This is a genomic window from Marinobacter caseinilyticus, from assembly GCF_011074955.1.
GTDB lineage: Bacteria > Pseudomonadota > Gammaproteobacteria > Pseudomonadales > Oleiphilaceae > Marinobacter > Marinobacter caseinilyticus.
The window spans coordinates 1-14762 of the sequence record NZ_WUQJ01000001.1 but is presented as its reverse complement, the minus strand read 5'-3'; the positions used below and the strand labels follow the sequence as shown (position 1 = coordinate 14762).

At 53.9% G+C, this 14762-nt stretch carries 7 protein-coding genes, 6 tRNA genes and 3 rRNA genes; all 16 read left to right on the top strand.

Annotation, left to right across the window (positions count from 1 at the left end):
• Nucleotides 1–298 precede the first annotated feature (298 nt).
• The 16 genes from GRX64_RS00080 (at nucleotide 299) to tuf (ending at nucleotide 14761) form a co-directional block, all read left to right on the top strand.
• Nucleotides 299–1839 (top strand): 16S ribosomal RNA (locus GRX64_RS00080).
• Nucleotides 1840–1947: 108 nt separating this feature from the next.
• Nucleotides 1948–2024: transfer RNA gene (locus GRX64_RS00075), tRNA-Ile, on the top strand.
• Nucleotides 2025–2261: 237 nt separating this feature from the next.
• Nucleotides 2262–2337: transfer RNA gene (locus GRX64_RS00070), tRNA-Ala, on the top strand.
• 338 nt (nucleotides 2338–2675) lie between these two features.
• Nucleotides 2676–5570 (top strand): 23S ribosomal RNA (locus GRX64_RS00065).
• 82 nt (nucleotides 5571–5652) lie between these two features.
• A 5S ribosomal RNA gene (gene rrf / locus GRX64_RS00060) occupies nucleotides 5653–5767 on the top strand.
• The 16S, 23S and 5S rRNA genes sit together here with 2 tRNA genes alongside, the layout of an rRNA operon.
• Nucleotides 5768–6450: 683 nt before the next feature.
• On the top strand, nucleotides 6451–7467 hold the full coding sequence (locus GRX64_RS00055) for a hypothetical protein (protein WP_235937463.1): 1017 nt from the start codon (nucleotides 6451–6453) through the stop codon (nucleotides 7465–7467).
• Nucleotides 7464–8024, top strand: a complete 561-nt coding sequence (locus tag GRX64_RS00050; protein ID WP_427901629.1) for a hypothetical protein — start codon at nucleotides 7464–7466, stop codon at nucleotides 8022–8024. The genes GRX64_RS00055 and GRX64_RS00050 overlap by 4 nt, the downstream gene beginning before the upstream one ends.
• Nucleotides 8025–8063: 39 nt before the next feature.
• A complete protein-coding gene (locus GRX64_RS00045; protein WP_166263149.1) occupies nucleotides 8064–10442 on the top strand; it encodes a DUF6160 family protein in 2379 nt (792 codons plus the stop codon).
• A gap of 144 nt (nucleotides 10443–10586) precedes the next feature.
• Nucleotides 10587–11555 (top strand): bifunctional biotin--[acetyl-CoA-carboxylase] ligase/biotin operon repressor BirA, encoded by a 969-nt coding sequence (gene birA / locus GRX64_RS00040; protein WP_166263148.1) that lies wholly within the window; start codon nucleotides 10587–10589, stop codon nucleotides 11553–11555.
• On the top strand, nucleotides 11552–12283 hold the full coding sequence (locus tag GRX64_RS00035; protein ID WP_166263147.1) for a type III pantothenate kinase: 732 nt from the start codon (nucleotides 11552–11554) through the stop codon (nucleotides 12281–12283). Before birA ends, GRX64_RS00035 begins: the two co-directional genes overlap by 4 nt.
• Nucleotides 12280–13095, top strand: coding sequence for an SPOR domain-containing protein (locus GRX64_RS00030; protein ID WP_166263146.1), 816 nt, complete (start codon nucleotides 12280–12282; stop codon nucleotides 13093–13095). Before GRX64_RS00035 ends, GRX64_RS00030 begins: the two co-directional genes overlap by 4 nt.
• A 31-nt stretch (nucleotides 13096–13126) precedes the next feature.
• Nucleotides 13127–13202 (top strand) — tRNA-Thr (locus GRX64_RS00025).
• Nucleotides 13203–13245: 43 nt separating this feature from the next.
• Nucleotides 13246–13330: transfer RNA gene (locus tag GRX64_RS00020), tRNA-Tyr, on the top strand.
• Nucleotides 13331–13340: 10 nt separating this feature from the next.
• Nucleotides 13341–13415, top strand: a tRNA-Gly gene (locus tag GRX64_RS00015).
• A gap of 21 nt (nucleotides 13416–13436) precedes the next feature.
• Nucleotides 13437–13512, top strand: a tRNA-Thr gene (locus tag GRX64_RS00010).
• Between the two features lie 52 nt (nucleotides 13513–13564).
• A complete protein-coding gene (gene tuf, locus GRX64_RS00005) occupies nucleotides 13565–14761 on the top strand; it encodes an elongation factor Tu (protein WP_166263145.1) in 1197 nt (398 codons plus the stop codon).
• The last annotated feature ends 1 nt before the right edge of the window (nucleotide 14762 follow it).

The window sequence follows — 14762 nt, the reverse complement described above, 5'->3', positions numbered from 1 at the left end:
GGTCTGTAGAATGCGCATCTCGCTTGAGGGACAGGGCCAGCGGGCCGGCCTCAGGGGATGTTTAACCGCTTGAATTGATTGATGTTTAAGAGATTCAAATTAGCGGTTGACAAGGTCGGGAAACGCTGTAGAATGCGCACCTCGATTGGGCAAACGCCCCGCTCTTTAAAAAGTTGATCAAGTAATTCGTGTGGGCGCTGGCTGAGGTATTTCGGCAAGAAATATCAAGACAGCGACTCGTCGAACATTGAGTTTTGTCTTGAGCAAGAATCGCGATCTTCGGATTGCAGTATGATTTAAACTGAAGAGTTTGATCATGGCTCAGATTGAACGCTGGCGGCAGGCTTAACACATGCAAGTCGAGCGGAAACGATGGGAGCTTGCTCCCAGGCGTCGAGCGGCGGACGGGTGAGTAATGCATAGGAAACTGCCCAGTAGTGGGGGATAGCCCGGGGAAACCCGGATTAATACCGCGTACGCCCTTCGGGGGAAAGCAGGGGATCTTCGGACCTTGCGCTATTGGATGTGCCTATGTCGGATTAGCTAGTTGGTGGGGTAAAGGCCTACCAAGGCGACGATCCGTAGCTGGTCTGAGAGGATGATCAGCCACATCGGGACTGAGACACGGCCCGAACTCCTACGGGAGGCAGCAGTGGGGAATATTGGACAATGGGGGCAACCCTGATCCAGCCATGCCGCGTGTGTGAAGAAGGCTTTCGGGTTGTAAAGCACTTTCAGTGAGGAGGAAAAGTTAGTCTTTAATACGGGCTAGCCCTGACGTTACTCACAGAAGAAGCACCGGCTAACTCCGTGCCAGCAGCCGCGGTAATACGGAGGGTGCAAGCGTTAATCGGAATTACTGGGCGTAAAGCGCGCGTAGGTGGTTTGATAAGCGAGATGTGAAAGCCCCGGGCTTAACCTGGGAACGGCATTTCGAACTGTCAGGCTAGAGTGTGGTAGAGGGTAGTGGAATTTCCTGTGTAGCGGTGAAATGCGTAGATATAGGAAGGAACACCAGTGGCGAAGGCGGCTACCTGGACCAACACTGACACTGAGGTGCGAAAGCGTGGGGAGCAAACAGGATTAGATACCCTGGTAGTCCACGCTGTAAACGATGTCTACTAGCCGTTGGAGATCTTGAATCTTTAGTGGCGCAGCTAACGCACTAAGTAGACCGCCTGGGGAGTACGGCCGCAAGGTTAAAACTCAAATGAATTGACGGGGGCCCGCACAAGCGGTGGAGCATGTGGTTTAATTCGACGCAACGCGAAGAACCTTACCTGGCCTTGACATGCTGAGAACTTTCCAGAGATGGATTGGTGCCTTCGGGAACTCAGACACAGGTGCTGCATGGCCGTCGTCAGCTCGTGTCGTGAGATGTTGGGTTAAGTCCCGTAACGAGCGCAACCCCTATCCTTAGTTGCCAGCACGTAATGGTGGGAACTCTAGGGAGACTGCCGGTGACAAACCGGAGGAAGGTGGGGATGACGTCAGGTCATCATGGCCCTTACGGCCAGGGCTACACACGTGCTACAATGGTGCGCACAGAGGGCTGCAAACCCGCGAGGGGGAGCCAATCTCACAAAACGCATCGTAGTCCGGATCGCAGTCTGCAACTCGACTGCGTGAAGTCGGAATCGCTAGTAATCGTGAATCAGAATGTCACGGTGAATACGTTCCCGGGCCTTGTACACACCGCCCGTCACACCATGGGAGTGGATTGCACCAGAAGTGGTTAGTCTAACCTTCGGGAGGACGATCACCACGGTGTGGTTCATGACTGGGGTGAAGTCGTAACAAGGTAGCCGTAGGGGAACCTGCGGCTGGATCACCTCCTTAAACGAAGCCGAATATTTCGGTCAGAGCCCACACGAATTACTTGATCAGCGGAAAAGAGAGCAAAGGGTCTTTCAGGCCCGACTTGGCTTGTCTTGCGCAAGCAAAACCGGGTCTGTAGCTCAGGTGGTTAGAGCGCACCCCTGATAAGGGTGAGGTCGGTGGTTCAAGTCCACCCAGACCCACCAAAATCGTCCAGCTCGGCGTTATCGAATGACTTGCATAGCAGGCTATGCGGCACCATCCGATGTCTTGATCTGAACGATTTCCGGGTTCGATTCTGGTTGACAGACGAACGCGGATGCGCCGAACAGGGTTTGTTAATCTAGGCGCAGTGAGAGTGAGAGAAGGCGTGATCCTCGAGGGATCATGACGGAAGCGAACGAACGCTGCAACGACGAGTAACAGGCACTGTGCAAGCAGACGGGGCTATAGCTCAGCTGGGAGAGCGCCTGCCTTGCACGCAGGAGGTCAGCGGTTCGATCCCGCTTAGCTCCACCAAAACGCCTGAAACACCCAAGCGAATACCTGAACACGTTCCCCCTGGGAAGTGTCAGTGTACAGAAACAAGATTTTCAGTAGTGTGACAGAGTGAATTGTTACCGCTGAAGGCCTTCTTTCTGATCACTGGTCAGACATGCTCTTTAACAATGTGGACAAGATTGAAACATCCGAGAGGATTCATTTCATTATCTCCGAAATGGATTCATCTCAATTGATAACGATCAAGCGTTATCCGGTGTTGTCGTTGAAGTGTTGTGTATAACACCTGCGACTGATCTTGAATTTGCTGCGCCTTCGGGTAGGTGGATGAGAGAACAGTTGTCTTGGGGTTATATAGTCAAGCAACTAAGCGCATACGGTGGATGCCTTGGCAGTCAGAGGCGATGAAAGACGTTGAAGCCTGCGATAAGGCTCGGGGAGCTGGCAAACAAGCTATGATCCGGGCATCTCTGAATGGGGAAACCCACCCGACTTCGGTCGGGTACCTTGCACTGAATACATAGGTGTAAGGGGCGAACCGGGGGAACTGAAACATCTAAGTACCCCGAGGAAAAGAAATCAACCGAGATTCCCTAAGTAGCGGCGAGCGAACGGGGACTAGCCCTTAAGCTGGACAACTGGTAGGAGAAGGCTCTGGAAAGTGCCGCCATAGTGGGTGATAGCCCCGTATCCGAAACCTGAGTCTAGTGAAATCGAGTAGGACGGGACACGTGATATCCTGTCTGAACATGGGGGGACCATCCTCCAAGGCTAAATACTCCTGACTGACCGATAGTGAACCAGTACCGTGAGGGAAAGGCGAAAAGAACCCCTGTGAGGGGAGTGAAATAGATCCTGAAACCGTATGCGTACAAGCAGTCGGAGCAGACTTGTTCTGTGACGGCGTACCTTTTGTATAATGGGTCAGCGACTTATGTTCAGTGGCGAGGTTAACCGTATAGGGGAGCCGTAGGGAAACCGAGTCTGAATAGGGCGATTTAGTCGCTGGACATAGACCCGAAACCGAGCGATCTATCCATGAGCAGGTTGAAGGTGCAGTAACATGCACTGGAGGACCGAACCCACTGTCGTTGAAAAGCCAGGGGATGACTTGTGGATCGGAGTGAAAGGCTAATCAAGCTCGGAGATAGCTGGTTCTCCCCGAAAGCTATTTAGGTAGCGCCTCGGACGAATACCACTGGGGGTAGAGCACTGTTTCGGCTAGGGGGTCATCCCGACTTACCAACCCGATGCAAACTCCGAATACCAGTGAGTACTATCCGGGAGACACACGGCGGGTGCTAACGTCCGTCGTGAAGAGGGAAACAACCCAGACCGCCAGCTAAGGTCCCCAAATTCCAGTTAAGTGGGAAACGATGTGGGAAGGCTCAGACAGCTAGGAGGTTGGCTTAGAAGCAGCCATCCTTTAAAGAAAGCGTAATAGCTCACTAGTCGAGTCGGCCTGCGCGGAAGATGTAACGGGGCTCAAACTGGATACCGAAGCTGCGGCTGTGCACGTAAGTGTACGGGGTAGGGGAGCGTTCTGTAAGCCTGCGAAGGTGTGTTGAGAAGCATGCTGGAGGTATCAGAAGTGCGAATGCTGACATGAGTAACGACAATGGGAGTGAAAAACTCCCACGCCGGAAGACCAAGGTTTCCTGCGCAACGCTAATCGGCGCAGGGTGAGTCGGCCCCTAAGGCGAGACCGAAAGGTGTAGTCGATGGGAAACGGGTTAATATTCCCGTACCTCGCGTGACTGCGATGGAGAGACGGAGAAGGCTAGGTAAGCCGGGCGACGGTTGTCCCGGTTTAAGTGTGTAGGCAGAGGACTTAGGCAAATCCGGGTCCTTAATGTCGAGACACGATGACGACTGCTCTTTTAGAGCGGGAAGTTATTGATGCCATGCTTCCAGGAAAATCTTCTAAGCTTCAGGTCACGAGAGACCGTACCCCAAACCGACACAGGTGGTCAGGTAGAGAATACCAAGGCGCTTGAGAGAACTCGGGTAAAGGAACTAGGCAAAATGGTGCCGTAACTTCGGGAGAAGGCACGCCGGTATTACGTGAAACCCCTGCGGGTGGAGCGGACGCCGGTCGAAGATACCAGGCCCCTGCGACTGTTTATTAAAAACACAGCACTGTGCAAACACGAAAGTGGACGTATACGGTGTGACGCCTGCCCGGTGCCGGAAGGTTAATTGATGGGGTTAGCGCTTGCGCGAAGCTCTTGATCGAAGCCCCGGTAAACGGCGGCCGTAACTATAACGGTCCTAAGGTAGCGAAATTCCTTGTCGGGTAAGTTCCGACCTGCACGAATGGCGTAACGATGGGGGCGCTGTCTCTACCCGAGACTCAGTGAAATTGAAATCGCCGTGAAGATGCGGTGTATCCGCGGCTAGACGGAAAGACCCCGTGAACCTTTACTATAGCTTCACAGTGAACTTTGAGCATGTTTGTGTAGGATAGCTGGGAGGCTTTGAAGCGGTGACGCCAGTCATCGTGGAGCCAACCTTGAAATACCAGCCTGACATGTTTGAGGTTCTAACTTCGTCCCCTTATCGGGGATAAGGACACTGTGTGGTGGGTAGTTTGACTGGGGCGGTCTCCTCCTAAAGCGTAACGGAGGAGCACAAAGGTGGGCTAAGCACGGTCGGACATCGTGCGGTTAGTGTAATGGCACAAGCCCGCTTGACTGCGAGACAGACACGTCGAGCAGGTACGAAAGTAGGTCATAGTGATCCGGTGGTTCTGTATGGAAGGGCCATCGCTCAACGGATAAAAGGTACTCCGGGGATAACAGGCTGATACCGCCCAAGAGTTCACATCGACGGCGGTGTTTGGCACCTCGATGTCGGCTCATCACATCCTGGGGCTGAAGCCGGTCCCAAGGGTATGGCTGTTCGCCATTTAAAGTGGTACGCGAGCTGGGTTTAGAACGTCGTGAGACAGTTCGGTCCCTATCTGCCGTGGACGTTGGAGATTTGAGGAAAGCTGCTCCTAGTACGAGAGGACCGGAGTGGACGAACCTCTGGTGTTCGGGTTGTCACGCCAGTGGCATTGCCCGGTAGCTATGTTCGGATAGGATAACCGCTGAAAGCATCTAAGCGGGAAGCCCCTTCCAAGATGAGATCTCCCTGGACCCTTGAGGTCCCTGAAGAGCCGTTCAAGACCAGGACGTTGATAGGTCGGGTGTGTAAGCGCTGCGAGGCGTTGAGCTAACCGATACTAATTGCTCGTGCGGCTTGACTATATAACACCCAAGACAATTGCGGATACCGCAACGGTCGTTATCAAGAATTCAATCTTGTCCCAACCAGTGATCAAACGTTTTGTCTGACGACTATAGCGATTTGGAACCACCTGATCCCATACCGAACTCAGCAGTGAAACAGATCAGCGCCGATGGTAGTGTGGCATTGCCCATGTGAGAGTAGGTCATCGTCAGACTCTTAATACCCAAAACCCCAGCAGCTTACCCTGCTGGGGTTTTTTTATGGCCCGCCAAAAGGCCGGCAGTGATGGTGCCGCCTAAGCCCAGGCAGCGGAGTAGGTGTAAATCTGAAGGATCGAACCCCACCGGGGTCCAATGCGTAATCGTCAGGCGCTTTATGCTCAAGCCTTCAGTGCTAGTCCAGCCGGCATTTCTACACCATCGGAACTATTGTAAAACAATCCTCACCCATCTCGTTTCTATGACGCCGCGCACAGTGACAATATGTAAACCGAGATAGAATCGTTCAAGTACTGGTCAAAAAAACAATCGCCAGCACATCAGAGACGCTCATCACAACTCAACAATACCAACATCACGCAATGGAAGCGGGGTAACGAGTGAGATGTCATCAAGCATATATATTGTCGGTTGCTCATGGCGATCCCTGTTGTGTTTGCACTCTGTGTGGCGGCCGATTGGCGCACTATTCCGGGACTTCATAGTTTAGGCAGGCAACCCAAGGGCCGTTTCTGATACGCCCAGTGGGGGCGCCAAGGTTAATCTCAAGGTAGTACTCAATGGCGTACAACCTTTCTGGACGAAGCGCATTGATCGCGGGCACGGGCTTTTTTAACGGATGAACACTATGCAGGCATCTTTACTCGGGCGGTTGCTAGGTCGCTCGTGCGTTGGCGGATTGGTCGCATCTCTGCTGCTCTCTTCCTGGTCAGCCTATGCTGAATTGCAGGGGCTTACGGAATCCGAGCTTTCCGAGGTGGACGGTGCCGGCATTGGCCTGGTGTTAGAAAACTTTAAGTTCGCCCATGGAACCGACGTGGACAATGGTCAGATTTTCAAAATAGGTGGCCTGAAAAGTACCGATGGTCGGGATGTAGAGATTGTGGTTAACAAACTCTATGTTGCTGGGGCCAACAGTAATTATGGTGAAACCCTCGGTCCCGTCAACCTGGGGCGGCTGGTGAATCCGTTTAAAATTGATGTCCTGGATGGCAACGATATTGGTGTGCCAAACAAGGCTGTGCTTGAGTTTGCCGCGCCAGAAATGGTCGACGCAGCCCTCGGTTACGACTGCTTGAGTGCAGGCGCAGTGGCGGGGAGTGGTAGTTGCGCAAGCCGTCCGGCAAGTGCAGAACTGCCCAATGGCGAGCGTCCGGACATAGGTCTGCAAATGAATTTGGTGGTCGGTGAAGATCCATCAGCCAATATAAATATTCATGCTCAAAGCGCAGTCATAGATGGCAGTTATTTGAGGTTATGGGGCGACAATGCCCGAAAGCAGATGGTGGCTCAGTTCAAGTTGAATTTTTACACACCAGAGCTTTCGATCAATGCTTGCAAGCCCGATGGTTCCGGCTGCGGATCAAAGATCTTGATGCAAAACTTTGCTCTCGAGTTGGCGCTTGGTAATGAACTGCAGCCCATGTTCTTCGATGTCGATGGTAACGGGCATTTTATCCTGGAAATTGCAGCAATCCCGACACCCCAGGCGGGCACCATTGGTAGTGATGGTCTTCGAAGTAGCAGCGATGGAGCTGCCTGGGACTTTTATGAGGATTATTACAGCAATTCCGAATACCGGAGCAATTTGACCATCGGCAATTTGTCAGTGGGCGACCGGGACTTCGGCTCAGCCCGGGTCGAAGGCATGCTGATTCAGCATTTGAAAATTGAAACGAGGGACTTGGCGCCATGACAAGGTTTTTGCGAACGGTCATCGGTCATGCGATGGCTCTGTCGGCCGGTTTGGTGCTGGTGTCTGGTGTCCATGCGGAAATGTCTCGCCTGGAGGATGGTGATCTCGCTTCGGTTTCCGGCCAGGGGGGAATCTACCTGTCAGGTGATGTGAGCATCAATGAGCTCGGCGGTCCCGTACAAAACAGCTATTTTGGGAGTTGCAGTGACACCGCCAAGAAATGCGGTGCCCGGTTGGCTTATCAATTGAAGGAAAACGGCGGTTGGATGGTTTTGGACGATATTCGAGGGAAATTTTCCTTTGAAGGGCTTACGTTGAAGGTCCGAGACATCGACTCGGGATTCGGCGGAGACGGTGAGTTATTCAACCGTGATGTCCTGGAAATTGGCTTACCGAACATTGTCAGGTTCGATTCGGTCGAGTTTAAGGTAGCAACCAGTAGCACCGCTCGGCCTACGGACCCTGGCTTTCAGCAGACAGACATCTTTTCGATACAGATGCAAGGCGACGTCATGCTGGAAGGTAATTTGCTCGTTTTTCCAACCGGCAGTCCGTAACAGAGGGGCTCACCCGTGACGAACAGGGAAATCAGATTCATGCAATCGGTGTTCGCCTATGGAGTGCTGGTCGCTTGGCTGCCCATGGCACAAGCCGAAATGCAAAGCCTGGCTGAGTCGGACATGGCGGCGATAAGCGGTCAGGGCGGCATTACGATGGAGATGGATCTTGGGGTGACAGCGGACAGCATCTCCTACTTTGATGACGGCAATGGTATTTATCTTGAAAACTTCCGGATCGGGTCTGCGAGCACCCCCGGCGGTGAAGCTCATCACGTCATCAAACTCGATATCGACGAGGACGCGAGTCTGAATCTGGACTATCTGGTAGAAGATCGTCGCATCGAGTTTGGTGACATACGTCTGGCCGGCGCACCGGGTGTGAGCATGGGCGGTATTTTCTTTGATCACAGCGTTGAGGGAGGGCTGAAAATTTCACCAGGAGGTGCGCTAGGCGGTAATGGCTTCACCTTTGATTCGGCCTTTACCATGACCGGTGGTCGCCTCGGTTATCGAACGAATGGCAATGAAGTATTCCTCGATGACATTACGCTGGATGTCGAGGCACTCGGTGTCACGCTCGATGTATCGGGAGGTGCGGTGCTTTTGGAAGCACCTTCCGTGGTGGGGAGCTACAGTGTTGGCGCGATTCGTTACAGCAATAACCCGCTCAACCATGGCAACAGCAACGATGTAACGACCGGTCAGCTGCTTGCAAGTTATGGCAGCTTAAGTGGGGACTTCGATTTATCGTCCCATACTGAAATTCGCGCAGGTGGTCGAGACGGAGTGCAGGGCTTACGGGTGGATAACCAAACCACCATTAATAGTGCCAATTTTATATACCGCGACGATGGTAATGCTTTGGCACTTCTTGGTATTACAGGTTCCTATGTCATCAACGACTTGAGGCTGGACATTACTCAGGACTGGCAGGGTCGCAACGCTCTGGGCTTTACACTGGGGTCCTTGTCGGGCGACATCAATATTAACCGGATTGAGATGGGCGGAAACGGTAAGAGCATTGGCCAGCTGAATGTCAGTTTTCTGTTCGAGGATCACGTGTTCAATGGTCGAAGCTATACCAATGCGGTGTACCTGCAAGGGGGAGGGCACCAAGATGCAGGCACTCAAGGGTTGCGACTGGCGACGGAGTGGAGCCTGAGTCAGGCTGATTTGAGCTATACGGACAATGGCAACGGTGTGGTCTTCAGCGGGCTCCAGTCGTGGGGGCATGGTGATGTAACGATCAATGTCACTCGTGCGGGCAATATAGGTACCACGGAGTTCTTCGACGGCATTCGTATCGGGTTTGACGATCTGGAGGCAGGCTATCGGATGAATGGTCTGCGGGTTGGTGACGAAGATGCGCCACTGCAAGGCGGTACAGAGCTGCTATTAGCGATGGGTGTCTACCCGGCCTATGACTTCAAAGTCGACGGCCATATTACGCTGGGAGCGGGAGGCGCTTCTGGTGAAGGGCTGACCATCAACTCTGACATCCAGATCCGGGATGGGCATGCAGCGTTAATATCGGCGCCCTATGATGAGGGAACTGGCGAGATACCGCAGAAAGGCTTATGGGCGAGTGATCTGAACTATGACATTCATGTTCGGGATATGACGGTGGATGTCACTGACGATGGTTTCGCCGTTATCAAGGGTGAAGCCTGGAGCACCATGGATATCGGTAATCTACGCATTGGTGATAAAGATAGCGGTGGTAGTTTTGGCCGGTTTGTGGTCCAAAATTATGAAAAAGGCAGCAGCATGACCATTGTGCCGGGTGGCGCCGGGAATCTCTGTGTCGGTGGCAGCGGGGCTGATGCAATCGCTTGCGGTGCCTCCGGTGGGCGCTGGGAGATGCGTGGTGATGAAGGCATCACCATCAAAATGAAGCAGGTTTTTGCAAAAGCCGTCAGTGATACGCGAAAGAACGCCTTTACCTGGGAAACCAATCGTGAGCTTGGTGGGGACGGGCAGCCCGTCAATGATACCGGAATGAAAGTTGTGCTGAACGACATTTATACCGGTGATGGAGGTGATATTGATGGCGACGGTATTGATGACAACACCTTTGGGATACAGACCGATTTATCGGTTGATGTCTATCAAACCCGCGTCGTGAAAAAGTCTGACGGGCCGGATTCCGCAGGTGTGGTGGGTAATCGGGGCGATGAAATAATCATGGATGCCAGTACGGCTGCGGGCTATCGGTATGTCGCCTCGCCGACTTCGGCGGATATTGATAGCCGACCTCTGGGTTTTGCGGTGCAGGCGAGGGCACAGTTCAAGGAGTTGAGCATCAATAATGTTGACTTGGTGCACCCGGTCGGTGGCGCCCAAACGGCTATTTATGGTGCCAAATTGCAAAATTTTGATATCCGGGCGAATTTGACCGCCACTCCAATCCAGTAATATATTCTTTCTATTCCAATCTATACGATGTCGAGGGTTCACGGGCCGCCGTGAAATTCTTGGCGTCGGTCCGTTTTGTTTTTTGCTTTGTGGTGGTGTTTAATCCAGCCCTGCACATTCGTAACTCTTGATCGGGCAACCACGATGAAAACAAAGGCTCTTATCCAGCTTCTTTCCGATGGCAGTACTCATTCCGGTGAATCACTGGCGACGGAACTTGGTGTCAGTCGCACGGCGGTTTGGAAGCAGGTTAAAAGGGCCGAAAGCAAAGGCTACAGGATTCAGACCATTCGCGGAAAAGGTTATCGGCTTTGTGATTCCGTCGACTTGCTGGATGAGTCCGCTGTACTGTCATTGTTGCCACCGCAAAGCCGGGCGCTCGTTACGTTGCACGTGATGGACAGTGTTGATTCAACGAATGCGGAAGTCATACGTCAGTGTGCCCAGGAACCGGCGGGGGTGGTGGTTTGTCTTGCGGATACGCAGACCGCGGGCCGGGGTCGGCGTGGGAGGGTCTGGCAAAGCCCGCCGGGCGAAAATCTATACCTGAGTATGGGGCTTACACTGCCTGGTGGTTTTGCGGCATTGGAGGGCTTGAGTCTTGTCATCGGTGTGGCGCTCACGGATGCACTGGAGAGCATGGGGGTATCCGGTCTTGCGCTGAAGTGGCCAAACGATCTATTGCTGGAGGGGCATAAACTGGCGGGTATATTGATCGAGCTTCAAGGCGAGCTCGAGGGTGCTGCTCAAATCGTTGCCGGCATTGGCCTTAATGTTCACATGACGACGGCGCCTGCGGTAGACCAGGCCTGGACCAGTTTGGCGCTGGCTTCACCTGAAGGTGCAGTGAAGTGGGAGCGTAATCGTATTGCTGCGACCCTGATTGCCGCCATTCTGGATGCGGTCGATACCTTTTCCAACCGGGGATTTGTGGCCTTCCGTGAGCGCTGGCAGCGTAGAGACTACTTTCAAGGGCGGTCGCTGATGGCCTCCCAAGGCGAGCACCAAGGCATTGGGCGGGGTATTGATGAGGCTGGTCACTATCGCATTGAAACTCAGAACGGGCTGACGACGGTGCGCGCCGGCGAAATCAGTTTAAGGGTGAGCGCGTGAGACTTCTGGTTGATGCCGGTAATTCCCGGGTTAAATGGCGCCTGCTATCCGCCAGTGGCATCGAACGTGATGGTCAGGGCGATCTGTTCGATGCGGCGCTGTTTGCGAAAGCTAAGGACCTGGGGTCGCAGATACTCAGGGTGGCGGTGTCCACGGTGCGCTCAGAATCCGACCGCGATTTTTTAGTCGGCCGATTGGCTGAACTGACTGCGGCGCCCGCCCGCTTTTACTGGACCGAGGGAGAGCGGGGCGGTCTGCATTGTGCCTATGGAGCTCCCAACACCATGGGAGCAGACCGTTGGCATGCTCTCTATGGCGTGTGGGCGCATCGCCGGCGTCCATTTGTCATCATTGACGCAGGCAGTGCCATCACCATTGATTTTGTTGCCGACAACGGCCGGCACCTCGGAGGATATATATTGTCCGGACGAAGTATGTTGCTGCGCAGCCTGAGGCAGGATGCGGCACGTATCCATTTTGATGAGCAGAATGGGAATACCACAAGCCCGGGGACGACTACGACCGAGTGCGTCCAGCACGGCTTGGGTTGGTTGTGGCAGGGGATGATCGAACGCCTGGAAAAAGACTGCCGGCGACTGTCCATCACTGATGTGTTTGTCACCGGCGGAGACGCGACAGAGCTGCTTGCGCTGGGCCTGAATGCGACCCCGGTGGAGGGGGCGGTTCTGACGGGGCTCGATCTTATTGATCGCGAGAGCCACCGATGAAATCGCTGGTGGTCCTTCTCGTCACATTAAATCTATTGCTGTGGTATTCCCAGCCGACCGATAACGGGCTGCAAGACAGTGATGCCGCAACGGGCAGGCTTCCAAGGGTCGCGGCGCTGAAGCTCGTGAAACCGGACAGCGTCGCCCCTTCGCCCGTTATTCCTGACGTTGTGCCGAGCGATGATGCCGTGGCAGCGCCGGTCCAGGCGCCAGTTTCGACTGCCGCATCGCCCCCTGCAGTGGCCGACAGCAGCTCGGACGAGCCGGAGCCGGAGGCGGTACCGGTCGCGGTGCCGATCGAAAATCCGGAGCCCGCACCTGCCATGCTCTGTGTTGAGCTCGGCTGGTTTGAGGATGAGTCGTCGGCCATGGTGGCCGCTGAGTCATTGGGTGTGACGGGCAAGGTTCGGGAGGTGCGAGCGGTTGAACGGCCAGATCAACCTTTTCATTGGGTAATCATTCCGCCTGCCTCATCCCGCGAGGCGGCTAATGAGCGTTTCAGGTCTGTTCAGAAAAGAGGGATTGACTCTTACCTTGTCACTCAGGGCGACCAGGAGAATGCCATCTCGCTGGGACTGTTCGAGTCACGAGCGGCAGCAGAAAGAGTCCTGGCTCGAAGAAAAAACCAGGGAATTAACGCAACGCTGGCAAGTTTCCCCCGAAATCGTATAAGCTACGCCCTCGTTTTTTCAGCGAATTTTCCTTCCGGCTCCGGGTCAATTGGCGAGCAGCAGGCGGGATATGAAGAGCGGTATGAATCGGTCAAATTCAGTGGTTGTGAAGGTGTTGCAACCACTGAGAAAAATCCGTAGTATACCGCCCTCGCTGAACAGGCGATTGTGGGCTGGCGTAGCTCAGTTGGTAGAGCAGCTGACTTGTAATCAGCAGGTCGGGGGTTCGATTCCGTCCGCCAGCTCCATTTTTTAGTTTTCGGGTCAGGTTTTGTGTTTTAAGCCTGCTCTGGAGGGGTTCCCGAGTGGCCAAAGGGATCAGACTGTAAATCTGACGGCATCGCCTTCGCAGGTTCGAATCCTGCCCCCTCCACCACTTATTGCTTGCGGGCATCGTATAGTGGCTATTACCTCAGCCTTCCAAGCTGATGACGCGGGTTCGATTCCCGCTGCCCGCTCCAGTATTTAAAGTTTGGATAAGTGCTCATGTAGCTCAGTCGGTAGAGCACATCCTTGGTAAGGATGAGGTCACCGGTTCAATTCCGGTCATGAGCTCCATTATTTGTCCGGTCAACGTAATGCATGCGAGTTGATTAGGGAGATTGATCGAATGTCTAAATCAAAGTTTGAACGTAAAAAGCCGCACCTGAACGTGGGCACGATTGGTCACGTTGACCATGGTAAGACGACTCTGACCGCAGCGCTGACGCGCGTGTGTCATGAAGTATGGGGCTCAGGTGAGCTGCGCGCATTCGATCAGATCGATAACGCACCGGAAGAGAAGGCGCGTGGTATCACCATCGCGACCTCCCACGTTGAGTACGACTCCCCAACGCGTCACTACGCACACGTTGACTGCCCAGGCCACGCCGATTATGTGAAGAACATGATCACCGGTGCGGCTCAGATGGACGGTGCTATTCTGGTGTGTTCCGCCGCTGACGGCCCGATGCCGCAGACCCGTGAGCACATCCTGCTGTCTCGTCAGGTTGGCGTGCCTTTCATCGTTGTGTTCCTGAACAAGGCGGACATGGTCGATGACGAAGAGCTGCTTGAGCTGGTCGAGATGGAAGTTCGTGATCTGCTGAGCCAGTACGACTTCCCGGGCGACGACACTCCGATCATTACCGGTTCGGCGCTGATGGCGTTGGAAGGTAAGGATGACAACGAAATGGGCACCACGGCTGTTAAGAAGCTGGTAGAGGCCCTGGACGATTACATCCCTGAGCCTGAGCGTGCGATCGATCAGCCGTTCCTAATGCCGATTGAGGATGTGTTCTCGATCTCTGGCCGTGGTACCGTTGTGACCGGTCGTGTAGAGCGCGGTATTGTCAAGGTTGGTGACGAAGTGGAAATCGTTGGTATCAAAGATACCGTGAAGACCACCTGCACCGGTGTTGAGATGTTCCGTAAGCTGCTTGACGAAGGTCGTGCGGGCGAGAACGTTGGTGTACTGTTGCGTGGTACCAAGCGTGACGACGTTGAGCGTGGTCAGGTTCTGTGCAAGCCAGGCAGCATCAAGCCGCATACGCGTTTTGAGTCAGAAATTTATGTACTGAGCAAAGAGGAAGGCGGTCGTCATACGCCGTTCTTCAAAGGATACCGTCCCCAGTTCTATTTCCGGACCACCGATGTGACCGGGTCATGTGAACTGCCGGAAGGTGTAGAGATGGTCATGCCTGGCGACAACGTTAAGTTGGACGTCACCCTGATTGCACCGATTGCAATGGAAGAAGGTCTGCGCTTCGCGATTCGCGAAGGTGGCCGTACCGTTGGTGCCGGGGTTGTTGCAAAGATCGTCGAGTAAG

Coding starts and splice junctions, on each gene's coding strand:
- GRX64_RS00050 (WP_427901629.1), top strand. CDS start 7,464: ATGACAAGGTTTTTGCGAACGGTCATCGGTCATGCGATGGCTCTGTCG.
- GRX64_RS00045 (WP_166263149.1), top strand. CDS start 8,064: ATGCAATCGGTGTTCGCCTATGGAGTGCTGGTCGCTTGGCTGCCCATG.
- birA (WP_166263148.1), top strand. CDS start 10,587: ATGAAAACAAAGGCTCTTATCCAGCTTCTTTCCGATGGCAGTACTCAT.
- GRX64_RS00030 (WP_166263146.1), top strand. CDS start 12,280: ATGAAATCGCTGGTGGTCCTTCTCGTCACATTAAATCTATTGCTGTGG.
- tuf (WP_166263145.1), top strand. CDS start 13,565: ATGTCTAAATCAAAGTTTGAACGTAAAAAGCCGCACCTGAACGTGGGC.